Source organism: Pseudomonas sp. ok266, assembly GCF_900110195.1.
GTDB lineage: Bacteria > Pseudomonadota > Gammaproteobacteria > Pseudomonadales > Pseudomonadaceae > Aquipseudomonas > Aquipseudomonas neuropathica.
Window position 1 is genome coordinate 55,346 of record NZ_FOCU01000019.1, and the last position, 22,042, is coordinate 77,387.

General features: G+C 59.0%; 23 protein-coding genes. 18 read left to right on the forward strand and 5 right to left on the reverse strand.

From position 1 onward, the window contains the following. Positions 1 to 70: 70 nt before the first annotated feature. The 5 genes from aroC to mtnC all read left to right on the forward strand — a co-directional run bounded on the left by aroC (position 71) and on the right by mtnC (position 4,293). Entirely contained in the window at positions 71 to 1,162 is a 1,092-nt protein-coding gene (gene aroC / locus BMY54_RS28225) for a chorismate synthase (RefSeq protein ID WP_093441715.1), read from the forward strand. A gap of 34 nt (positions 1,163 to 1,196) precedes the next feature. Continuing rightward, a complete protein-coding gene (locus tag BMY54_RS28230) occupies positions 1,197 to 2,342 on the forward strand; it encodes an MFS transporter (RefSeq protein ID WP_093441720.1) in 1,146 nt (381 codons plus the stop codon). Then, positions 2,339 to 2,965, forward strand: a complete 627-nt coding sequence (locus tag BMY54_RS28235) for a methylthioribulose 1-phosphate dehydratase (RefSeq protein WP_093441725.1) — start codon at positions 2,339 to 2,341, stop codon at positions 2,963 to 2,965. The genes BMY54_RS28230 and BMY54_RS28235 overlap by 4 nt, the downstream gene beginning before the upstream one ends. A 94-nt stretch (positions 2,966 to 3,059) precedes the next feature. After that, positions 3,060 to 3,605, forward strand: a complete 546-nt coding sequence (locus BMY54_RS28240; RefSeq protein ID WP_039763876.1) for a 1,2-dihydroxy-3-keto-5-methylthiopentene dioxygenase — start codon at positions 3,060 to 3,062, stop codon at positions 3,603 to 3,605. 4 nt (positions 3,606 to 3,609) lie between these two features. Beyond that, positions 3,610 to 4,293, forward strand: a complete 684-nt coding sequence (mtnC, locus tag BMY54_RS28245) for an acireductone synthase (RefSeq protein ID WP_093441730.1) — start codon at positions 3,610 to 3,612, stop codon at positions 4,291 to 4,293. Between the two features lie 183 nt (positions 4,294 to 4,476). Here the strand turns inward: mtnC and BMY54_RS28250 are convergent, their stop codons facing one another. Further along, on the reverse strand, positions 4,477 to 4,755 hold the full coding sequence (locus tag BMY54_RS28250; protein ID WP_008080936.1) for a DUF3509 domain-containing protein: 279 nt from the start codon (positions 4,753 to 4,755) through the stop codon (positions 4,477 to 4,479). 390 nt (positions 4,756 to 5,145) lie between these two features. Between BMY54_RS28250 and BMY54_RS28255 the strand changes: the two genes are divergently transcribed. The 10 genes from BMY54_RS28255 (at position 5,146) to BMY54_RS28300 (ending at position 14,369) form a co-directional block, all read left to right on the forward strand. Further along, positions 5,146 to 6,984, forward strand: coding sequence for a long-chain-acyl-CoA synthetase (locus tag BMY54_RS28255; RefSeq protein ID WP_093441735.1), 1,839 nt, complete (start codon positions 5,146 to 5,148; stop codon positions 6,982 to 6,984). A gap of 97 nt (positions 6,985 to 7,081) precedes the next feature. Beyond that, positions 7,082 to 7,600, forward strand: a complete 519-nt coding sequence (locus tag BMY54_RS28260; RefSeq protein ID WP_093441742.1) for an ankyrin repeat domain-containing protein — start codon at positions 7,082 to 7,084, stop codon at positions 7,598 to 7,600. 165 nt (positions 7,601 to 7,765) lie between these two features. Further along, positions 7,766 to 8,296, forward strand: coding sequence for a hypothetical protein (locus BMY54_RS28265; RefSeq protein WP_093441747.1), 531 nt, complete (start codon positions 7,766 to 7,768; stop codon positions 8,294 to 8,296). Between the two features lie 77 nt (positions 8,297 to 8,373). After that, complete coding sequence (locus BMY54_RS28270; RefSeq protein WP_007914053.1) at positions 8,374 to 8,565, forward strand: PLDc N-terminal domain-containing protein; 192 nt, start codon at positions 8,374 to 8,376, stop codon at positions 8,563 to 8,565. A gap of 240 nt (positions 8,566 to 8,805) precedes the next feature. Next, positions 8,806 to 9,681 carry a polyamine aminopropyltransferase gene (gene speE, locus BMY54_RS28275; RefSeq protein ID WP_093441751.1) on the forward strand — a complete coding sequence of 292 codons (876 nt, stop codon included), beginning with the start codon at positions 8,806 to 8,808 and terminating at the stop codon, positions 9,679 to 9,681. 238 nt (positions 9,682 to 9,919) lie between these two features. Further along, on the forward strand, positions 9,920 to 10,153 hold the full coding sequence (locus BMY54_RS28280) for a hypothetical protein (RefSeq protein ID WP_093441755.1): 234 nt from the start codon (positions 9,920 to 9,922) through the stop codon (positions 10,151 to 10,153). Positions 10,154 to 10,361: 208 nt separating this feature from the next. Next, positions 10,362 to 10,709: a ribonuclease E inhibitor RraB gene (locus tag BMY54_RS28285; protein ID WP_093441760.1), complete on the forward strand. Its 348-nt coding sequence runs from the start codon at positions 10,362 to 10,364 to the stop codon at positions 10,707 to 10,709. Positions 10,710 to 11,196: 487 nt separating this feature from the next. Continuing rightward, on the forward strand, positions 11,197 to 12,606 hold the full coding sequence (locus BMY54_RS28290; RefSeq protein WP_007914061.1) for a circularly permuted type 2 ATP-grasp protein: 1,410 nt from the start codon (positions 11,197 to 11,199) through the stop codon (positions 12,604 to 12,606). Between the two features lie 12 nt (positions 12,607 to 12,618). Next, positions 12,619 to 13,569 carry an alpha-E domain-containing protein gene (locus tag BMY54_RS28295; protein WP_016982907.1) on the forward strand — a complete coding sequence of 317 codons (951 nt, stop codon included), beginning with the start codon at positions 12,619 to 12,621 and terminating at the stop codon, positions 13,567 to 13,569. Further along, positions 13,566 to 14,369 (forward strand): transglutaminase family protein, encoded by an 804-nt coding sequence (locus BMY54_RS28300; protein WP_007914065.1) that lies wholly within the window; start codon positions 13,566 to 13,568, stop codon positions 14,367 to 14,369. The genes BMY54_RS28295 and BMY54_RS28300 overlap by 4 nt, the downstream gene beginning before the upstream one ends. A 113-nt stretch (positions 14,370 to 14,482) precedes the next feature. On the opposite strand, the gene BMY54_RS28305 is transcribed toward BMY54_RS28300, so the two are convergent. Together BMY54_RS28305 and BMY54_RS28310 are read right to left on the reverse strand one after the other, a co-directional pair. After that, the gene (locus BMY54_RS28305; protein ID WP_093441765.1) at positions 14,483 to 15,304 is read right to left on the reverse strand and encodes a c-type cytochrome; all 822 of its coding nucleotides are present in this window, start codon (positions 15,302 to 15,304) and stop codon (positions 14,483 to 14,485) included. Between the two features lie 329 nt (positions 15,305 to 15,633). Then, positions 15,634 to 15,828, reverse strand: a complete 195-nt coding sequence (locus BMY54_RS28310) for a hypothetical protein (protein ID WP_099758441.1) — start codon at positions 15,826 to 15,828, stop codon at positions 15,634 to 15,636. Positions 15,829 to 15,889: 61 nt separating this feature from the next. Between BMY54_RS28310 and BMY54_RS28315 the strand changes: the two genes are divergently transcribed. The 3 genes from BMY54_RS28315 (at position 15,890) to BMY54_RS28325 (ending at position 20,079) form a co-directional block, all read left to right on the forward strand. Beyond that, on the forward strand, positions 15,890 to 17,095 hold the full coding sequence (locus BMY54_RS28315) for an acetyl-CoA C-acetyltransferase (protein WP_093441775.1): 1,206 nt from the start codon (positions 15,890 to 15,892) through the stop codon (positions 17,093 to 17,095). A 24-nt stretch (positions 17,096 to 17,119) separates the two neighbouring features. Further along, the gene (locus BMY54_RS28320; RefSeq protein ID WP_093441780.1) at positions 17,120 to 19,264 is read left to right on the forward strand and encodes a 3-hydroxyacyl-CoA dehydrogenase NAD-binding domain-containing protein; all 2,145 of its coding nucleotides are present in this window, start codon (positions 17,120 to 17,122) and stop codon (positions 19,262 to 19,264) included. Between the two features lie 92 nt (positions 19,265 to 19,356). Continuing rightward, positions 19,357 to 20,079, forward strand: coding sequence for an amidotransferase (locus tag BMY54_RS28325; RefSeq protein WP_093441785.1), 723 nt, complete (start codon positions 19,357 to 19,359; stop codon positions 20,077 to 20,079). A gap of 108 nt (positions 20,080 to 20,187) precedes the next feature. On the opposite strand, the gene BMY54_RS28330 is transcribed toward BMY54_RS28325, so the two are convergent. Continuing rightward, on the reverse strand, positions 20,188 to 21,159 hold the full coding sequence (locus BMY54_RS28330) for a magnesium and cobalt transport protein CorA (RefSeq protein WP_093441790.1): 972 nt from the start codon (positions 21,157 to 21,159) through the stop codon (positions 20,188 to 20,190). Positions 21,160 to 21,293: 134 nt separating this feature from the next. Continuing rightward, positions 21,294 to 22,016 (reverse strand): lysophospholipid acyltransferase family protein, encoded by a 723-nt coding sequence (locus tag BMY54_RS28335; RefSeq protein ID WP_077571798.1) that lies wholly within the window; start codon positions 22,014 to 22,016, stop codon positions 21,294 to 21,296. Between the last annotated feature and the right edge of the window lie 26 nt (positions 22,017 to 22,042).

The following is a 22,042-nucleotide window of genomic DNA, read 5'->3' on the forward strand; positions in this document are numbered from 1 at the left end:
AACTACTCGGTTAGCCTGCGTATACTGGCGCGCATTACGAATTTGGGTTTGATTTCACGGAGCGTCCTGCATGTCCGGCAATACCTACGGCAAGTTGTTCACTGTCACCACCGCTGGCGAAAGCCATGGTCCGGCGTTGGTCGCCATTGTCGACGGCTGCCCGCCGGGCCTGGAGATCTCCCTCGAAGACCTGCAGCGCGACCTCGATCGCCGCAAGCCAGGCACCAGCCGCCACACCACCCAGCGTCAGGAAGCCGACGAAGTCGAAATCCTCTCTGGCGTGTTCGAAGGGCGCACCACCGGTTGCTCGATCGGCCTGCTGATCCGCAACACCGACCAGAAGTCCAAGGACTACTCGGCGATCAAGGATCTGTTCCGCCCGGCCCACGCCGACTACACCTACCACCACAAATACGGTGAGCGCGACTACCGTGGCGGTGGTCGCAGCTCGGCGCGCGAGACCGCAATGCGCGTGGCGGCCGGTGCGATCGCGAAGAAATACCTGGCCACCCAAGGCATCGTCATTCGTGGCTACATGAGCCAGCTCGGCCCGATCGAAATCCCGTTCAAGACCTGGGATTCGGTGGAAGACAACGCTTTCTTCAGCCCCGATCCGGACAAAGTCCCGGAGCTGGAAGCCTACATGGATCAATTGCGCCGCGATCAGGACTCGGTCGGGGCGAAGATCACCGTCGTTGCCGAAGGCGTGATGCCGGGTCTGGGCGAGCCGATTTTCGACCGTCTCGACGCTGAGCTGGCGCATGCGCTGATGAGCATCAACGCAGTCAAAGGCGTGGAAATCGGTGCCGGTTTTGCCTCGGTCGCCCAGCGCGGCACCGAACACCGCGATGAAATGACCCCGGAAGGTTTCCTCAGCAACAACGCGGGCGGCATCCTCGGTGGTATTTCGTCCGGTCAGCCGATCGTTGCGCATCTGGCCTTGAAGCCGACGTCGAGCATCACCACCCCGGGCCGTTCGATCGATATCCACGGCAACTCTGTGGACGTCATCACCAAGGGCCGTCACGACCCGTGCGTCGGCATCCGTGCCACGCCGATTGCCGAAGCGATGATGGCCATTGTGCTGATGGATCACTTGCTGCGTCACCGTGGCCAGAATGCCGATGTGCGCGTGAGCACGCCGGTGCTGGGTCAGCTTTGATGGCAGGCCTTAAAGCCGTCGCGGCATAACCGGCGTGGCGGCGCTCCCTTACTGGCGGCTGTCCAGTTTCTATCTGTTCTATTTCGCCTTGCTCGGGTCGACAGCGCCGTTTCTGGCGCTGTACTTCGACCACCTCGGCTTCAGTCCTGCGCGGATCGGTGAGCTGGTCGCGATCCCGATGCTGATGCGCTGTGTGGCGCCGAACATCTGGGGCTGGCTCGGTGATTACACCGGCAAACGCCTGGCTATCGTGCGTTTCGGCGCGGTGTGTACGCTGCTGACGTTTTCACTGATCTTCGTCAGCAAGACCTACGCCTGGTTGGCGATGGTCATGGCCTTGCACGCGTTCTTCTGGCACGCGGTGCTGCCGCAGTTCGAAGTCATCACCCTGGCGCATTTGCAGGGGCAGACCTCGCGCTACAGCCAGATTCGTTTGTGGGGCTCGATCGGTTTCATCATCACCGTGGTTGCACTCGGCCGATTGTTCGAATGGCTCAGCCTCGACATCTACCCGGCGGCGCTGGTGTTGATCATGGCCGGCATCGTCCTTAGCAGTCTGTGGGTGCCGAACGCGCAGCCGCCGCAAGGCAATCGGCCGAGCGGTGAGGGCTTTCTCACACAACTGCGCAATCCCGGCGTGCTGGCGTTTTACGGCTGCGTCGCGCTGATGCAAATGAGCCACGGCCCGTATTACACCTTTCTGACCCTGCACCTTGAACGACTCGGTTACACACGTGGCACCATCGGCATGCTCTGGGCCGTGGGTGTCGTTGCCGAAGTGCTGATGTTCATGGCAATGAGCCGGATTCTCGCGCGGTTTTCCCTGCGCCGGGTGCTGATGGCAAGTTTTCTGCTGGCGGCGCTGCGCTGGTTGTTACTAGGTTCGTTCGCCGAGTTCCTGTGGGTGCTGTTGTTTGCGCAGGTGCTTCACGCGGCGACCTTCGGCAGTTTTCACGCCGCTGCCATCGCTTTCGTGCAACGTAGCTTCGGCGCGCGCCAGCAAGGGCAGGGCCAGGCGTTGTACGCCGCACTGGCCGGCACCGGCGGCGCCATGGGCGCGTTGTATTCCGGCTACAGCTGGAATGCCCTCGGCGCGACATTGACCTTTAGTATTGCCAGTCTCGCGGCGCTCGCTGCTGCCGTTATCATTGCCACACGTATGCAAGAGGACCGGCCATGAGCCTTACGCGTGAACAACTCGCCCAGCAAATCGTCGATGCCGGGCGCTTTCTTTATGGTCGCGGCTGGTCGCCGGCCACCAGCAGCAATTACTCGACACGCCTGTCGCCGAGCGAAGCGCTGTTGACCGTTTCGGGCAAGCACAAGGGCCAGTTGAGTGTGGACGATGTGCTCGCCACCTACCTCTCCGGCACTAGCCTGGAGCCGGGCAAAAAGCCGTCCGCCGAAACCCTGCTGCACACCCAGCTGTATAGCTGGCGGCCGGAGATCGGCGCAGTGCTGCACACCCATTCGGTCAACGCCACGGTGCTGTCGCGCCTGACTCCGCAGGACTTTATCGAGTTCGAAGACTACGAGTTGCAAAAAGCCTTCAGCGGCATCTCGACCCATGAATCGCGGGTGCGCGTGCCGATTTTCGACAACGATCAGGACATTGCGCGCCTCGCCGCCAAGGTGCAGCCTTGGCTCGACGCCCATCCTGATTGTGTCGGTTACCTGATTCGCGGCCACGGCCTCTACACCTGGGGCGCGCAGATGAGCGACGCGCTGCGGCAGATCGAGGCCTTTGAATTTCTGTTTGAATGCGAGTTGAAAACCCGCAGCGTCATGAACCGCCAAGGCTGACTTCACCAGAAGTAGCCCATTTGCCTGATGAAATGCTGTGCCCGACCGGTCTGCAAGAACCGGACGGCAAGGCCGATACCGAGGAATTGCCCCAATGAGCAGCCTGTCCGTCTATCACGTCTCAAGCCCTGAAATTCCGAACAAGGTGCTGACCCACTTTGAAGACATCGCCTCGACCCTGGCCGAGCAGGGCGTGCGCTTCGACCGCTGGCAAGCCGCCGCGAAGATCCAGCCCGGCGCCACCCAGGAAGAGGTGATCAGTGCTTATAAAGAGCAGATCGATAAGCTGATGACCGAGCGCGGTTACATCACTGTCGACGTCATCAGCCTGAACAGCGATCACCCGCAAAAAGCCGAGCTGCGCGCCAAGTTTCTCGAAGAGCATCGCCATGGCGAAGACGAAGTCAGATTTTTCGTCGCCGGCCGTGGGTTGTTTACCCTGCACATCGACGATTACGTTTATGCCGTGCTTTGTGAGAAGAACGACCTGATCTCGGTACCGGCCGGCACCAAGCACTGGTTCGACATGGGCGAGCATCCGCACTTTGTCGCGATTCGCCTTTTCAACAACCCGGAAGGCTGGGTTGCCAATTTCACCGGCGAAGACATCGCCGGCCGCTTCCCGCGTCTGGAGGACTGATTCGATGTCGATCAAAGCCATCGTCACTGACATCGAAGGCACCACTAGCGCGGTAAGTTTCGTGTTTGACGTGCTGTTTCCGTACGCGGCCAAACATTTACCGGATTTCGTGCGGCAGAACGCCGAACGCGCCGATGTGGCCGAACAACTCGAAGCTGTGCGCCGTGACAGCAATGCGCCGCAGGCTGATGTTGAGCGGGTTGTCGAGATTCTCTTGAGCTGGATTGAGGAAGATCGCAAAGCCACTCCACTCAAGGCCTTGCAAGGCATGGTCTGGGCGCAGGGTTATCACGCCGGGCAGTTGAAGGGGCATGTTTACCCGGATGCCGTTGAAGCACTGCAGCGCTGGCATGCTGCCGGTTATCAACTGTTTGTGTACTCGTCGGGATCGATTCAGGCGCAGAAACTGATTTTCGGCTGCTCGGAGGCGGGGGATCTGACGCCGTTGTTCAGCGGTTATTTCGACACGACTTCAGGGCCCAAGCGCGAGGCGCGGTCGTACACCAATATCCAGCAAGCCATCGGTGTTGAAGCGGGGGAGATCCTGTTTCTCTCGGACGTTGTTGAAGAACTCGACGCCGCGCAAGAGGCTGGCCTGCAAACCTGCGGCCTGGCCCGCGAAGGCGGGGAGTTGGGCAGCCACATCACCGTCGACACGTTCACCGGCATAGAACCGGAAGCCTTCTGACCACACAAAAAACCCCTGTGGGAGCGAGCTTGCTCGCGAAGGTGGAGTATCAGACGAAAAATTTATCTCTGACACACCGCTTTCGCGAGCAAGCTCGCTCCCACAGGGGTATGCGTCAGGCATAAAAAAACAGGCCGTGAAGCGGAAGCTCCACGGCCTGTTTTGTCTAATGCGCTTTGAAAATTACAGCGAGTGATATGTCGGCAGAGCAAAACGCTGCTGGCTCTGCAGCATGGCAATTTGCGGCAACTCACTGGCTTGTTCTGCCAGGTCACGACGAATTGCGCTGATCGCCCACGACAGTTGGTCGCCGGCATGCAGTTGTTGATAAGTCAGTGCGCGTTTGAACACTTTGCCGTCGCTGCTGCGCAGGGTCAGCAGGATCCCGCCATCGGGACGTGGCGCAGTGGTGACGTCGAAGTTGGAGAACAGGGAGGTAAATTTTTCTTGGATCAGGCTCATGTCTTTCAGCTCCGTATGCACTTGAATGGCAAGCATGCAGAGGAGGTTGCAGCGATTGTGCCAGCATTTGAAAATAAAAAAATCGTTATAAATCAATAATTTAAAAATGATGAAAATTCAGGTGGTCGTGCAAACTGCATGAATGGCCATCGTGCATCCTGCATTTTGCGGGATCGATCTCGATTCGATGGAACCAATCGCTGAACCGCAGATCACCTGCGCTCGCTAAAGAGCAGCGGATACAAAACATTGCAAAAACCGCGTGTACAGCCCGAGAAGCGCTGACGTATTTTCGACCTCGACCCGTGCTCGAATGCGCCGGTTGGTTCAAGTCAAAGCCCGAAAAATAAAAACATCGACCTGCACGTCAAGGTTGAACGGGGAGCTTCCATGAGTCACGCGCCAAGCGACACGATTACCTGGGGCATGATGCTCCGCAAACTGCCGATGATTGCCAAAGCCATCCCGCGGGTGGTCAAGGGCATGAAGGTGGCCAACGTCACGGATCCGACCCAAAGCTGTGGCCTTGGCTGGACATTCGAGCAAGCGACGCTGCGCAATCCCGAGGGGCCGGCGTTATTGCACGGCGATGTGCGGCTGACCTATGCGCAGGTCAACCAGTGGGCCAACCGCATCGCTCACTATCTGAACGGGCAGGGCATCGGCAAGGGCGACGTGGTCGCAGTGTTCATCGAAAACCGCCCGGAACTGCTGGTGACCATTCTGGCGCTGGCCAAGGTTGGCGCGGTCAGCGCGCTGCTCAATACCTCGCAGACGCGTGACACCCTTGTCCACAGCGTGAATCTGGTGGCGCCGGTGGCGATCATTGTGGGCGAAGAACTGCTTGCGGCGTATGCGGCGATTCGCGATCAAGTAGCGATCACTGCACCGCGCACCTGGTTTGTCGCCGATCAGGACACCTACAGCCATCCGGGCATTGCGCCCGACGAGTACGTCAATCTGATCAGCGCCAGTGCCGACGCCTCCAGCGAGAATCCGCCGAGCAGCCAGCAGATCTTCTTCGACGATCCGTGTTTCTACATTTATACCTCCGGCACCACCGGCCTGCCCAAGGCCGGGGTGTTCAAGCACGGTCGCTGGATGCGCAGCTCCGCCAGTTTCGGCATGATCGCTCTCAATATGAGCCCTGACGACGTCGTCTATTGCACCTTGCCGCTGTACCACGCCACCGGTCTTTGCGTGTGCTGGGGTTCGGCGGTGAACGGTGCTTCGGGTTTCGCGATCCGCCGCAAGTTCAGCGCCAGTCAGTTCTGGAGCGACGTGCGCCGCTACCGCGCGACGACCATCGGTTACGTCGGCGAGCTATGCCGTTATCTGGTCGATCAACCGGCCAGCGCCGATGATAGCCGTCACGATGTGCGCAAGATGATTGGCAACGGCTTGCGCCCCGGCGCCTGGGCCGAGTTCAAGACACGTTTCGCCGTCGAGCACATCTGTGAGCTGTACGCGGCGAGCGACGGCAACATCGGATTCACCAACATTCTCAATTTCGACAACACCATCGGTTTCTCCCTGATGGCCTGGGAATTGGTCGCCTACGACCATCACAGCGGTGAGCCAATCCGCAGTCCTGACGGATTCATGCGCAAGGTCGGCAAAGGCGAGCAGGGACTTTTGCTGGCAAGGATTGACGAAAAAGCCCCACTGGACGGCTACACCGATCCACAGAAAACCGCCAAGGTCGTGTTGCACGACGTGTTTAGCAAAGGTGATCGTTTTTTCAACACCGGCGACCTGCTGCGCAACATCGGCTTCGGTCACGCTCAATTTGTCGATCGCCTCGGCGACACCTATCGCTGGAAGGGCGAAAACGTCTCGACCACCGAAGTCGAAAATCTTCTGCTGCAACACCCGCAGATTTCCGAGGCGGTGGCTTATGGCGTGGAGATCTGCAATACCAACGGCCGCGCCGGTATGGCGGCGATCACGCCAGCGGAATCCCTTGCCACGCTGGATTTCGCCGAGTTGCTGACTTTTGCCCGGGAGCGCATGCCAGCCTATGCCGTGCCATTGTTCCTGCGAGTGAAGGTCAAGATGGAGACCACCGGCACCTTCAAATACCAGAAAACCCGACTCAAGAACGAAGGCTTCGACCCCGGCCAGACGGGGGATGACCCGATCTTCGCATGGCTGCCCGGCACGCAGACTTACGTTCGGGTCACCGATGAAGTGTTGGCAGAAATTCATCAGGGCAAGCATCGTTATTGAATCTGGCTATGGCTCGACTTGAGAAAAAGGGGGTGACAGCCAGCGCCTCGCTCGGGAAACTGTCGGCTTTCCGATTGACCGAAAGTGGAGTTGCCCCATGTCCGACCAAAGCCGCCAGATGACCCCTGAAGAAGCTGCCGAATTCACCGAGCAGGTTTTCAACAAGGCGCGCGACGGTGATGCCGAGATGCTTGGTCGCCTGGTCACGGCCGGTTTGCCAGTCAACCTGAAGAACAGCAAGGGTGACACGTTGTTGATGTTGGCCAGCTATTACGGCCATCTGGATGCGGTGCAGGTGTTGCTTAAACACAAGGCCGACCCGGAAATGCGCAATGGCAACGGCCAGAGCCCGATTGCCGGCGCCGCGTTCAAAGGCGATCTGCCGGTGGTCAAGGCGCTGGTCGAAGCGGGCGCAGAGATTGAAGGCTCGTCGTTTGATGGTCGTACGGCGCTGATGATGGCGGCGATGTTCAACCGCGTTGAAATCGTTGATTACCTGATCAGCAAGGGGGCCAATGCGCAAGCCAAGGACGCCAATGGCGTGACGGCGCTGGATGCGGCGCGCACGATGGGGGCGGTTGATACCACCGCTCAGTTGGAAAAACTGCTGGCCTGACGGGCCTCAAAAGATCGCAGCCTGCGCTAGCTCCTCCATTGAACGCGTTGGCCTGCCATTCCGTGGATGAGCGCTGAGCGTAGGCGCTGCCGAGGCTGCGATCTTTTGCTTTGTGCGCTATCCTCCGCGCCCTCGAAATTCACCTTCGCCACAGGATCCGCCCTCATGAAAGCCGCACTCGTCGAACTCATCAGCAAAATCAGCTCCGGCTGCATGGGCGAGGACGAGATCCTGAAAGTGGCTGACGAAGCCGCGCAAGCTTACGCCGATGCGGGTGCCTTTCTGGCAGCCAACCCGGACATCAACTACGACGACACATTCCCGATTGCGTTGGGCGAATGGGTCGTGGTCGGCAGCCTGCCGGAAACCGTGCTGTTCCAGGCCGACACCTACGTTGACCTGTTCGCGCAGATCGTTGCCTCGTTCGGCCCGGGCGTGGATTTCAACCTCAAGCCCAAGCAACTGGCCAAGACCGAAGCACTTACCGCCCTTAACCGCATCCAAGTGCAGATGAGCAGCCTGAACAAGGAAAACGGCGGTTACACACTGATGAACTTCAGCCAGTTGCTCGACGACGAACTGCAGGTGGTGCTGGTCTACGGCAACGACGTGCCACGGGTGCTGGAGCTGTGCGCCGAAGTCGGTATCGCCGCTGCGCCATCGCTCGAAGCGCTGAAGATCGCTGTGCACGTCTGAGCGAGATAGCAATAAAAGGGAACCCTGCGCGCGACCGTCTATCCTAAAAGTGCATGCCACTATTCTGGAGCGACACCATGGGTTCCACGTTCAACGGTCTGATCGGTCTGATCATCCTCGCCCTCGACATCTGGGCCATCATCAATGTGCTGAAAAGCGGCGCCACCACCGGGATGAAAATCGTCTGGGTGCTGCTGATCATCCTCCTGCCAGTGCTGGGCCTGATCATCTGGGCGATTGCCGGACCGCGGGGCAACGTGCGGATCTGACGCTGATCCCGAGAACACCGCAATACCCTGTAGGAGTGAGCCTGTTCGCGATAGCTATCCTCCAGTCAATGAGTCAGTGACTGAAAAACCGCTATCGCGAGCAGGCTCACTCCTACAAGGGATTGCGATTTGCTGATGAAGGGAGGTTCTACCTGTCATCTTCGGCAACGTAGAATGCGCGCCTTTCCCGGGCAATCGCCCCCACGATTGGCGCCCGCGCATTCATCGGAGCACTTGACCATGACCGTCACCAAAACCAGCGAGTACCTGGAAACCCTCTACGAGGGCTACGGTCAGCGCTTTCGCATGGAAAAACTGCTGCACGAAGTGCGCACCGAACACCAGCACCTGGTGATTTTCCAGAACCCGCGCATGGGCCGGGTCATGGCGCTGGACGGCGTGATCCAGACCACCGAAGCCGACGAATTCATCTACCACGAAATGCTCACCCATGTGCCAATCCTCGCCCACGGCAGCGTCAAGCGCGTGCTGATCATTGGTGGCGGTGACGGCGGCATGCTCCGTGAAGTGACCAAGCACGCCGGTGTCGAGCACATCACCATGGTCGAGATCGACGGCACCGTGGTCGATATGTGCAAAGAGTTCCTGCCGAACCACTCCAGCGGCGCCTACGACGATCCACGCCTGAACCTGGTGATTGACGACGGCATGCGTTTCGTCGCCACCACCACGGAAAAATTCGACGTGATCATCTCCGATTCCACCGACCCGATCGGCCCGGGCGAAGTGCTGTTCTCGGAGAACTTCTATCAGGCCTGCCATCGCTGCCTGAACGAGGGCGGCATCCTCGTGACCCAGAACGGCACACCGTTCATGCAGATCGACGAAGTAAAAACCACTGCCGGTCGCCTCAACAGCCTGTTCCCGGACTGGCACTTCTACCAGGCGGCCGTTCCTACCTACATCGGTGGCTCGATGACTTTCGCCTGGGGCTCGACCAATCCGGCGTACCGCAAACTGAGCCGTGAAACCCTGCAACAGCGCTTCATCGGCAGCGGCATCGTCACCCGCTACTACAACCCTGAAATCCATATCGGCGCGTTCGCCTTGCCGCAATACGTGCTGCAGGCGATCAACAAGCCAAGCAACGACTAAAAGAACACTGCAACTCCCCTGTGGGAGCGAGCTTGCTCGCGAAGGCGTCAGGTCAGTCAAAGAATATGTCGACTGGACAGGCCCTTTCGCGAGCAGGCTCGCTCCCACATTTGTTTGCTCCACACGATAGATGTCGTTTGTTTCATCTTCCCCCGCTGTAATCCTTTTGAACCAACCCTCTGCGTCTAAAGTCGAGATAGGTGTAAGCCCATTTGCGGGTTTGATCGAGGAGGCACCGATGCAAAAGTGGAAAGTCACTTTCGTGGACGATCATGGTGAAATTGTCGATGAGGTGTTCGAGCGCGCGGAATGCCCCAGCGACGATGAGGCCGCTCGATTGATCAAGGCACGGCTTCTGCCCGTCGCCGCCGAACTGGATCTCAACGATCTGGAGGGGCGCACCGCCGATGCGGGCGTGAAAAACCTGAAAACCCAGAACAGCATCGAAATCCGCAGCATCACACCCGTCTGACAGTTCCTGTCATCTCTTGAAACCAGGCCTTGGCAGCAGCTCTATCTTGGGGCTACTCTGCAAGCGAGATCAGCGAACGGATCGCTAAGGTCTGGTCTTGTCAGCTACATGCTTGTTCCCGCGTGCAACCACGTTGCCGTCGTACTTTGGCCAAAGGCCCGGGGCGGGAATACGGAAAGTCTATCCATCTATGCGAGGGGGACGATTCATGAGCACAGCCTATCAAGAAGACATCAGCAGCAATGTTCTGCGCCGCATGAAAGAAGGCGGTTTCGATTTTTCCCGATTCCATCCCATCGAGTTCTACGCGATTTTCCCGGACGAGGAGCGGGCGCGCAGGGCGGCAGGCAAATTTCGCGGTGAATCCATCAATGCCCAGGTCAGCCTGCGTGATGACGGTGCGTGGGCGCTGGAATTGAGCAAAGTGATGTACGCGACATATGACGATATCGGCGACTTCGAGCAGGGATTCTCTGCCGTGGTTGAACCTCTGGGTGGCATTATCGAAGGCTGGGGTGTGAAACAGGAGGTGCGCAACCGCCACCGTTTGAATTGATCTCTGGTTTCATTTGTTGAGCAACGGCTGACCTTCGGGTTGGCCGTTGTCATTTCCGGCATAAGCAAAACGCTGTGGCAAAACCCTGAAACAAGAAACCGAGGCAAAAAAAAGCCACCGGAGAGGGTGGCTAAAAGGGAAGACCGATAAGGAGAGGAAACCGGTCAGGGTTACAGCGGGGCGGGCCGCCGAGGCGATCCCAATCAGTTGAGCTGGCCGCTTCATGGCGCCGGGGCCGGTGAAGATTTGCAGCGAATGTGCGGATTATCCGCAGGCAGCGCCGGGCAGTGAAATCAACTCTGACTATGCTGGTGATAGGCGATGCAGTGCGTCGCAATGAAGCGGGGGCAATCCGGTTGGGGCATTTGCCGCACAGGAATGGTGCGGTGCTTGCGGCGTGTATTTCCAACCGATTGAAATCAAAGCGTTTATGCCGATGGCACGGGCCTTGCGAAGGCCTGTATGTCCGGGTGACAAGGAGTACGGCATGATCCGCACCTATTTTGATGAGATGTACGATGCCGGCGGCCAGGTTCGCCCGCATTATCGGGAGTTCGCCCGATGGCTGGCCGATACGCCGGATGAGCTGTTGGCCCAGCGGCGACGCGAGGCCGATCTGCTGTTCCATCGCGCCGGCATCACGTTCACGCTCTATGGCGACGAGCAGGGCACCGAGCGCCTGATTCCTTTCGACACCATCCCGCGCAGCATTCCTGCCAGTGAATGGCGAATCGTTGAGCGCGGCTGCATCCAGCGGGTCAAGGCGTTGAACATGTTCCTCGCCGACCTTTATCACGAGCAGCGCATTATCAAGGCCGGGATCATTCCCGCCGAACAGGTGCTGGCCAACGAGCAATATCAGTTGGCGATGCAAGGCCTGGATCTGCACCGCGATATCTATTCGCACATCTCCGGCGTCGATCTGGTGCGCGACGGCGACGGCACTTATTACGTGCTCGAAGACAACCTGCGAACACCGAGCGGCGTCAGCTACATGCTCGAAGACCGCAAGATGATGATGCGCCTGTTCCCGGAGCTGTTCGCCGCCCAGCGTATTGCCCCTATCGATCACTACCCGAACCTGCTGCTCGACACCCTGAAAAGCTCAAGTCCGATCGATGACCCGAGCGTGGTGGTGCTGACGCCGGGGCGCTTCAACAGTGCGTTCTTCGAGCACGCATTCCTGGCGCGGGAAATGGGCGTTGAACTGGTCGAGGGCGCGGATCTGTTCGTTCGCGACGACAAAGTCTTCATGCGCACTACGGACGGCCCGAAAGCGGTGGACGTTATCTACCGTCGGCTCGACGACGCGTTTCTCGATCCACTGGCGTTCAACCCCGACTCGATGCTCGGTGTGCCGGGGCTGCTGTCCTCTTATCGCTCGGGCAACGTGGTGCTGGCCAACGCCATCGGCACCGGCGTAGCGGACGACAAATCGGTGTATCCGTTCGTTACTGACATGATCCGGTTCTACCTCGACGAAGAGCCGATTTTGAAGAACGTACCGACCTGGCAATGCCGCAACCCGTCTGAACTTTCTCACGTGCTGGCCAATCTTCCAGATCTGGTGGTCAAGGAAACCCAAGGCTCAGGCGGTTACGGAATGTTGGTCGGGCCGGCATCGACGAAAGCGGAAATCGATGCTTTCCGCGAACGGATCAAAGCCAAACCCCACGCGTACATCGCGCAACCGACGCTGTCGCTGTCGACCTGTCCGACCTTTGTCGAAAACGGCATCGCGCCGCGCCATATCGACTTGCGTCCGTTTGTCTTGTCCGGGCGCGAAACCCGGGTGGTTCCCGGCGGTTTGACCCGTGTGGCGCTGCGCGAAGGCTCCTTGGTGGTGAATTCCTCCCAGGGTGGCGGAACCAAGGACACCTGGGTGGTCGAGGATTGAAGGAAGCTTGCCATGTTAAGTAGAACTGCCTCGGATCTGTATTGGATGTCGCGTTACCTGGAGCGGGCGGAAAACCTCGCCCGGATGCTCGACATCAGTTATTCGCTGTCGCTGATGCCGCAGGACGGTCGCGGCGACGGTTTGCACGAATTGGCCATGCCGCTGCTGATCACCGGTACCCTCGACGATTACCTCGAGCGCCATGGCGCGCTGCATGCTGAGCGTCTGCTGCACTTTTTTGCCCTCGATGCGGCTAACCCGGCGAGCATTTACAGCTGCCTCGGCGCGGCGCGGGCCAGCGCCCATGCGGTGCGTGGGCGGATCACGGCGGACATGTGGGAGAACATCAATTCGACGTGGCTGGAAATTCGCGGCATCGCCGAACAGGGCCTCAGTCGCTATGGCATGAGCCGTTTCTGCGAATGGATCAAGGAGCGTTCGCACCTGTTTCGTGGTGCGTCGTACGGCACGATCATGCGTAATGATGCGTTTCGTTTCATTCGCCTCGGTACGTTCATCGAACGCGCGGACAACACCCTGCGATTGCTCGATGCCCGCTATGAAATGGCCGGCGATCAGGCTGAAGCAGTCAGCGACGGTACGGCCCACGCCTACTACCAATGGAGCGCCTTGCTGCGCGCCTTGTCGTCATTCGAGGCCTACACCGAAATCTATCGCGATGCGCCGGGGGCGCGGCATGTTGCCGAGTTGCTGTTGTTGCGCGCCGATGTGCCGCGCTCGCTGCGGGCCTGCACCGAGGAGATCGATCAGATTCTTGCGCAGTTGCCCGGTGCCAACGGTCGACCGGCACAGCGTCTGGCGGCAGAAATGGACGCGCGCCTGCGCTACACCGGCATCAACGAAATTCTCGAGGAAGGCCTGCACGCCTGGCTGACCGAATTCATCCCGCTGGTGCGCCAGCTGGGCAACGCCATTCACAGTTCCTACCTGGAGGCTGCATGAGACTTTCCATAAGCCACGAGACCACCTATCACTACGAAGATCAGGTGCGGGCGAGCATCCAGTACCTGCGACTGACCCCACACGATAGCGAACGTCAACACGTGTTGAGCTGGCAGCTCGACCTGCCGCGCCCGGTGCGTGCGCAACTCGATCCGTTCGGCAATATCCTGCACGTGCTGACCATGGATGAACCGCACGAAGCGATCATCATTGGTGCGCGCGGGCAGGTCGATATCGACGAACTACGCGAGGCCGAGCATGAGAGCCAGTCGGCGCTGCCGTTCCTGCGCTTTACCCGTTTGACCGAGGCGGATGAGGCGTTACGCGCGTTCGCCGAGAAATCCTGCAAGCAGCGGCGTGATCGCACGGCGCTGATCGATCTGATGCACGGCTTGAATCAGCACATGACCTACACGCCGGGGTCCACCGAGGTCGATACCAGCGCCGCTGAGGCCTTCGCCGGGCGTGCGGGTGTTTGCCAGGATCATGCTCACGCGTTTCTGGCTTGCGCACGCAGTCTCGGGATTCCGTCGCGTTATGTGTCGGGGTATCTGTACAGCGAGGATTGCGAGCATCTAGCCAGCCATGCATGGGCTGAAGCGTGGCTGGATGACGCCTGGTACAGCTTTGATGTGACCAATGAGCTGGCGCGGCCGGAGCGTCATCTGAAACTGGCGGTGGGTCTGGATTATCTGGATGCCTGCCCGGTGCGCGGCATGCGCCGTGGCGGTGGGTGTGAGCAGATGCATGCGAAAGTGTTCGTCTCGCCAACTCCGATCATCTCGGTGCAACAGCAGTAAACGCCGTACCCCTGTGGGAGCGAGCCTGCTCGCGATAGCGGTCTGTCAGTTACAAATGTGCTGACTGATACACCGCTATCGCGAGCAGGCTCGCTCCCACAAGGGAAATGGCGTTACGGCTTAACCTTGCGTCCGGCCATGTGCTTGAGATACCCCACCAGCATTTCCAGATCCCCCTCTGGTAACACCTCCACCGAAAACCCCGGCATCTTCGCCTGCGGCCACTGACGCAAACTCTGCGGATCCCGAATGTAGCGCTTGAGGAAATCCGCGCCGAAATACTCGGTCGGGCTGTAAGGAATATTCAGGTCCGGCCCGAATTGCGCATCCCCCGCACCGTTCAACCGGTGACACGCCAGACAGTTTTTCTGAAACAGCGCAAACCCTTGATTCACCGGGTCATCTGCTTTCAACGCAGGATCCGGCAGCAGGGCAGGGAAACGCTCCGCCACTGGCGCCATGCGCTTGATGCTCGCGACTTCGAACGGCCATTGCTCCGGACTGATATTGCCGGCCTGCGGATCGGTCCAGACCAGATAAAACGGCCCGGCGCTGTGCTTGCCTTCCGACAGCGGTGGCCACGGCTGCGCCGGATCTTCGATGGCCAGCCATGCTCGCGCACCTGTTGTATTAAGCAACGGCGCAGCTGACAACTCGGCGGCAAAGCCGTCCAGTGCCACCGCTTGCAGGTGATCCTGCGGTTTGATCCCTGTCAGCAATGCGGCCACAGGCACGGCGCGATAGGTCATGTCCTTCTTGTAGGACACATCGTTTTTGATCGTCAGGGTTTGCACTTGAGGATGCTTGAGCAATTCCTCGGTCTGCCAGGTGCGGCTGCTTGCACCCAGTTGCAGATCCAACTGTGCGGCAGACAAGGGCATGCTCAGCAGCATGGCCCCGAACACAATGAGCGCTTTCAAATGATCGCCGTCCATGTCGTGGGAGTGCGCCAAGGTTGGCACAGCCACGCTGGCCCGGGTAGCGGGCCAGTCACATTTTCAGTGGCGATGAGCAGCGCCCGGCGCTCGACTCAGCCGATGACCTTGGTCAGATTCGGCAAAATCAACAACAGCGTCGTGGCGAAAAGAATGAGCCCTGCTTGACGAACTTTCGGTTGTTTGAACATGGCTTGACCGCCTTTATTGTTATTTCCTGATGCCTGCCTGCATATCCATGACGGCAAGCGCTGCACTTCCTGTTGAAGAACGTCTGCCCCGGCAAAACCCGACGACCCTGACGTACATGTTCTACATTAGGGGCCACGTCACGCTTGGCTTAGATCCATTTCATATGGAGTACTTGCCAGATGCGATAAAAAAAGCATGAGGCTTATTGCCAGCTTCTTTGCCGCCCGCTGGCTAGACAACTCGCCGACCTGAACCGGTTCACCCAGCCGCCGATGACCGTCCGTCTGAGCGTGTGCGTCAACCGCATTGAGCGCTGTGGTCATTGAATCCATGGCCGCTCGGGTCAAGAGTGGAGGTACAAGCAATCTCTCCCCGCACAGGTTCGAGGACGTCATGACCCAAGCTTTGATATTCGATGCGTTACGCACGCCCCGTGGCAAAGGCAAGGCCGATGGCGCCCTGCACAGCGTCAAACCGGTGAATCTGGTCGCTGGTCTGCTCAACGCGCTGCAAGAACGCTCCTCGCTGGACACCAGTCAGGTCGATGACGTAGTGCTCGGCTGCGTGACGCCGATTGGCGATCAAGGCTCGGACATCGCCAAAACCGCCGTGCAAGTGGCCGATTGGGATGTCAGCGTTGCCGGTGTGCAGATCAATCGTTTCTGCGCCTCGGGTCTGGAAGCGGTCAACCTCGGCGCGATGAAAGTGCGCTCGGGTTTCGAAGATCTTGTAGTGGTCGGCGGTGTCGAGTCGATGTCGCGGGTGCCCATGGGCAGCGACGGCGGCGCCTGGGCGCTCGATCCGCAGACTAATCTGCACAGTCATTTCACTCCGCAAGGCGTCGGTGCCGATCTGATCGCTACGCTTGAGGGCTTCAGTCGTCACGACGTCGATGCCTACGCGCTGCACTCGCAGCAGAAAGCCGCGCGGGCGCGGGCCGATGGCTCGTTTAACAAGTCGTTGGTGTCGGTGCGGGATCAGAACGGCATCATTCTGCTCGATCACGATGAGTTCATTCGCGCCGAATCGACCCTTGAGGGCTTGGGCAAGCTCAAACCGAGTTTCGAAATGATCGGGCAGATGGGTTTTGACGCGACCGCGCTGCGGGTCTACAGCCATGTCGAGCGGATCAATCACGTGCACACACCGGGTAACAGTTCCGGGATCGTCGACGGTGCAGCACTGATGCTGATCGGCTCCGAATCCAAGGGGCGTGCGCTGGGCCTGCAACCTCGGGCGCGGATTGTCGCCACGGCGGTCACCAGCACCGATCCGACCATCATGCTCACCGGCCCGGCGCCGGCAACGCGAAAGGCACTGGCCAAGGCCGGGCTGCGCGTTGAAGACATCGACCTGTTCGAGGTCAACGAAGCGTTTGCCTCGGTGGTGCTGAAGTTCATCAAGGACATGGCAGTCGACCCGGACAAGGTCAACGTCAACGGCGGTTCCATCGCTATGGGCCACCCGCTGGGCGCGACCGGTTGCGCGATCCTCGGCACCTTGCTCGATGAGCTGGAAGCGCGGCGCCTGCGCTATGGCTTGGCGACGCTGTGCGTCGGCGGCGGCATGGGCATTGCCACCATCATCGAACGCCTCTGAGCCCCGAATTCAAGGAACCTTGTTATGAGCGAAGCCATTCGTTACGAAAAAGGCCAGGACGCGATCGTCGTGCTGACCATCGACATGCCGGGCCAGAGCGCCAACACCATGAACGCTGTGTACCGCGAGGCCATGGCCGCGTGCGTCGCCCGGCTGGTGGCGGAAAAAGACGACATTGCCGGGGTGATCATTACGTCGGCAAAGAAAACCTTCTTTGCCGGCGGTGATCTCAATGAGTTGATCAAGGTCGGCAAGCCCGAAGCCAAAGCCTTCTACGACATGGTGCTGACCCTCAAAGCGCAGTTGCGCACCCTGGAAACCCTCGGCAAACCGGTGGTCGCGGCGATCAACGGCGCGGCGCTGGGCGGCGGCTGGGAAATCTGCCTGGCCTGTCACCACCGGGTGGCATTGGACGACGCGTCGGTACAGCTCGGTCTGCCGGAAGTGACCCTCGGCCTGTTGCCGGGCGGCGGCGGAGTGGTACGCATGGTGCGCATGCTCGGTCTCGAAAAAGCGCTGCCCTATCTGCTAGAGGGCAAGAAGGTGCGTCCACAGCAGGCATTGCAGGCCGGTTTGATTGATGAGCTGGCGGCGAATCGCGATGAATTGCTGGCCAAGGCGCGCGCCTGGATCGTCGCCAATCCGATGGCGGTACAACGTTGGGATGTGAAGGGTTATCAGATTCCGGGCGGCACGCCGTCGAATCCGAAAGTGGCGCAGATGCTGGCGATTGCGCCGTCGATTCTGCGTAGCAAGACCCATGGGACAATGCCGGCGCCGGAGAAAATCCTCTGCGCGGCAGTCGAGGGCGCTCAGGTCGATTTCGACACCGCGCACTTGATCGAAACCCGTTACTTCACCGAACTGACTACCGGGCAGATCTCGAAAAACCTGATCGGCACGTTCTGGTTTCAACTCAATGAGATCAATGCTGGTGGTTCGCGGCCGCAGGGTTTTGCGCCGTATGTCACGCGTAAGGTCGGCGTGCTTGGCGCAGGGATGATGGGCGCGGGGATTGCCTTTGTCAGCGCTTCGGCGGGTATTGAGGTGGTGCTCAAGGATGTCAATCTGGCTGCCGCCGAGAAAGGCAAAGCACATTCTGCGGCGTTGCTAGACAAGAAAGTCGCCCGTGGGCAGATGGATGCTTTGAAGCGTGATGAGGTGTTGGCGCGGATCAAGCCGTCCGAAAATGATGCCGACCTCGCGGGTTGCGATCTGATCATCGAAGCGGTGTTTGAGGATCGCGATCTCAAGGCCAGGGTTTCCTCTGCCGCCCAGCAAGTTGTCGGCGCCGAAGCGGTCATCGCTTCGAATACATCGACGTTGCCTATTACCGGGCTGGCAAAGGCTGTGCCTGATCCTGGCAAATTCATCGGCCTGCATTTCTTCAGCCCGGTAGAAAAAATGCCGCTGGTGGAAATCATCAAAGGTGCACAGACCAGCGATGAAACCCTCGCGCGCGGTTTCGACTTCGTGCTGCAAATCAAGAAAACCCCGATCGTCGTCAACGACAGTCGCGGCTTCTTTACTTCACGCGTCTTCGGCACCTTCACCAACGAAGGCATCGCCATGCTCGGCGAAGGCGTGAGCGCGCCGATGATCGAGACCGAAGCGCGCAAGGCCGGGATGCCGGTCGGGCCTCTGGCGATTTCCGACGAAGTTTCCCTCAGCCTGATGAGCCATATCCGTCAGCAAACCGCCAAGGACCTACAGGCAGAAGGGAAACCGCTGATTGAGCACCCGGCCTTCGCCGTGATTGACTTACTGCTTAACGAATACAAGCGTCCGGGCAAAGCGGCCGGTGGCGGTTTTTACGATTACCCGGCTGGTGGGCAGAAACATCTGTGGCCCGAGTTGAAGGTGCGTTTCGAAAAGGCTGACGGACAGATTTCGCCCAAAGACGTGCGTGATCGGCTGTTGTTCGTGCAGGCCATTGAAACGGTGCGTTGTGTGGAGGAGGGTGTGCTGACCTCGACGGCGGACGCCAACGTTGGCTCGATCTTCGGTATCGGTTTTGCAGCGTGGACTGGCGGCGCATTGCAGTTCATCAACCAATACGGGGTGAAGGATTTCGTCGCCCGTGCGCAGTATCTGGCCGAGCAGTATGGCGAGCGTTTCGCGCCGCCAGCGTTGCTGCTGGATAAAGCGGCAAAAGGTGAAATGTTCTAAGGGCAACGAGCATTCCGGGGCTTGCCTTGCCAGGGGGTTTCAAGGCAGGCTCTGGGGTGTTCATTATTCCCATCACGTGTCAGGTATTTTTTATGTCGCTACGCATCTGCATTCTGGAAACCGACATCCTGCGTCCGGAACTGGTCGATCAATATCAGGGTTACGGGCAGATGTTCCAGCGCCTGTTCTCACAGCAACCGATTGCCGCCGAGTTCACCGTCTACAACGTGATGCAGGGCGAATACCCAAGCGACGACCAAACCTTCGACGCATACCTGGTCACCGGCAGCAAGGCTGACTCGTTTGGTACTGATCCGTGGATCCAGACCCTGAAGGAATACCTGCTGACTCGTTACGAGCGCGGCGACAAACTGCTCGGCGTGTGCTTCGGCCATCAACTGCTGGCGCTGCTGCTCGGTGGCAAGAGCGAGCGCGCCACGCAAGGTTGGGGTGTTGGCACCCATAACTACAAACTGGCGGCGAAGGCGCCTTGGATGAGCCCGGTGCGTGAGGAATTGACGCTGCTGATCAGCCATCAGGACCAGGTCACAGCGCTGCCGGAAAACGCCACGGTGATTGCTTCCAGCGATTTCTGCCCGTTCGCGGCCTATCACATCAACGATCAGGTGTTGTGCTTCCAGGGCCACCCGGAGTTCATTCACGATTACTCGCGGGCGCTGCTCGATCTGCGTCAGGAAGCGTTGGGTTCGCAGATCTACAGCAAAGGTGTGGCCAGTCTCGAGCAGGAACACCATGGTGCGACAGTCGCGGAATGGATGATGCGTTTTGTCGCGCATAAGCCAGAAACTGTCTAAGGCCAAAAGCTTCGCGAGCAGGCTCGCTTCCACATTGGATTTCCGGTGCGCTACCGATCAATATGGGGGCGAGCCTGCTCGCGAATGTTCCAGACAACTCGGTCTGCCCTACAACCACCCAGACCTCTTGAAACTTGCCCACAAACTCACACACCCCACCGTAATAAACCCCAGCACACCGAAATAGCCGTAGTGCCAGCTCAACTCCGGCATGTTCTGGAAATTCATCCCGTAAATCCCCGCCACTGCCGTCGGAAACGCCAGAATCGCCGCCCAGGCAGCAAACTTGCGTTGCACCACGCTTTGCCGTGATGCCTCGAGCAACACACCAATCTCGATGGTCTGGCTGGCAATGTCGGCCAAGGTGGTCAGGTCTTCCATTTGTCGCGTGACGTGAATCTGCACATCACGGAAGTACGGCCGCATGTTCTTGTCGATAAACGGGAAACTCAACTTCTGCAGTTCCTCGCCAATCTCCACCATCGGTGCCGCGTACCGACGCAGGCGTACGACATCGCGGCGCAAGCCATGCAGCTTCTGAATGTCATGCTCATTCAACGCGCTGCACAACACGTTGCGCTCCAGCTCATCGATCTCGGCATGGATCGCTTCGCCGACTGGCTGATAGTTCTCGATGACAAAATCGAGCAACGCATAAAGTACGAAATCTTCCCCGTGCTCCAGCAACAGCGGACGCGCCTCACAACGTTGGCGAACATGGGCGTAGGACGCCGAGTGGCCATTACGCGCGGTGATGATGTAGCCCTTGCCCGCAAAGATATGCGTCTCGATAAATTGCAGAACGCCGTTCTCGCGGATGGGTGAGTAGGTGACGATAAACAAAGCGTCGCCAAAGGTTTCGAGCTTCGGTCGACTGTGTTTTTCCAGGGCGTCTTCAATGGCCAGTTCGTGCAGGTTGAACTGACGTTGCAGGTTGGACAGCTCTTGAGCGTCCGGCTCTTCCAGGCCGATCCACACGAAGTGGCCGGTTTTCGCAGCCCAGGCAGCGCCTTCGTCGAGGGTAATATTGGTGACTTTCTTGCCTGCGCTGTACACCGCAGCAGCAACAACTCGACCCATGGTGGTGATTCACTTCTTCTTGGCAGGTGGCAGGGAATTCAAGGCTTCAGCTTAGCCGTGTCGCTGCTTGAGAGTCAGTGAAATCTGTACAGTTCACCGGGCAAAAGAAAACCCGCACAGGGCGGGTTGTCTTTTCAGGCAGCTTGCAGTTGCCGATCCATCGATTCAATGCACTCGCGCATCTGCTCGCGACACTGATTGATGAGCATGGGCATGTCGTCCATGGTCAATCCGGCTGTAGGAATCGCCGGCAACGAGCGTATGAGGATTTTCCCGCTGCGCCAGCGATTCAGACGCATGTGCTTGATGTAACTGCTGACGCAAACCGGAACGATCGGTACACCAGCGGCAATTGCCATCTGGAACGCACCTTTCTTGAATGGCAGCAATTCTTCGCCGAGGTTGCGCGTGCCTTCCGGGAACACCCAGATCGAGGTGTCTTCGTTCTGCAAGGTATTGGTGGTGGTGAGCATCGACTGGCGTGCCTTATGCGCATTGCCACGGTCGATCAACACATTGCCGGCCAGCCAGAACAGTTGCCCGAACAGTGGCACCCACTTGAGGCTCTTCTTGCCGATGCACACGGTGCGGCGCGGCACTACGTTGCCGAACACAAACAGATCATAGTTGGACTGATGGTTGGCGATGATCACGCAGCTATCGGGTTTGTTCAGCAAACCGCTGACATCGGATTTCACCCGTAAACGCAAAATACACATCGCTGGTAGCGCATAGAGGCGGGCGCACAGACGGCTGTTGTCCGGATTGAACGGGCGGCAGATGCCGAGAATCACCCCGAGCACGCCGGCGAGAATAAAGTGCAGGCCCATCAATAACATACGAAACACGAACAGCATTTTCAGGCCCCACCGGGACAAAAGGT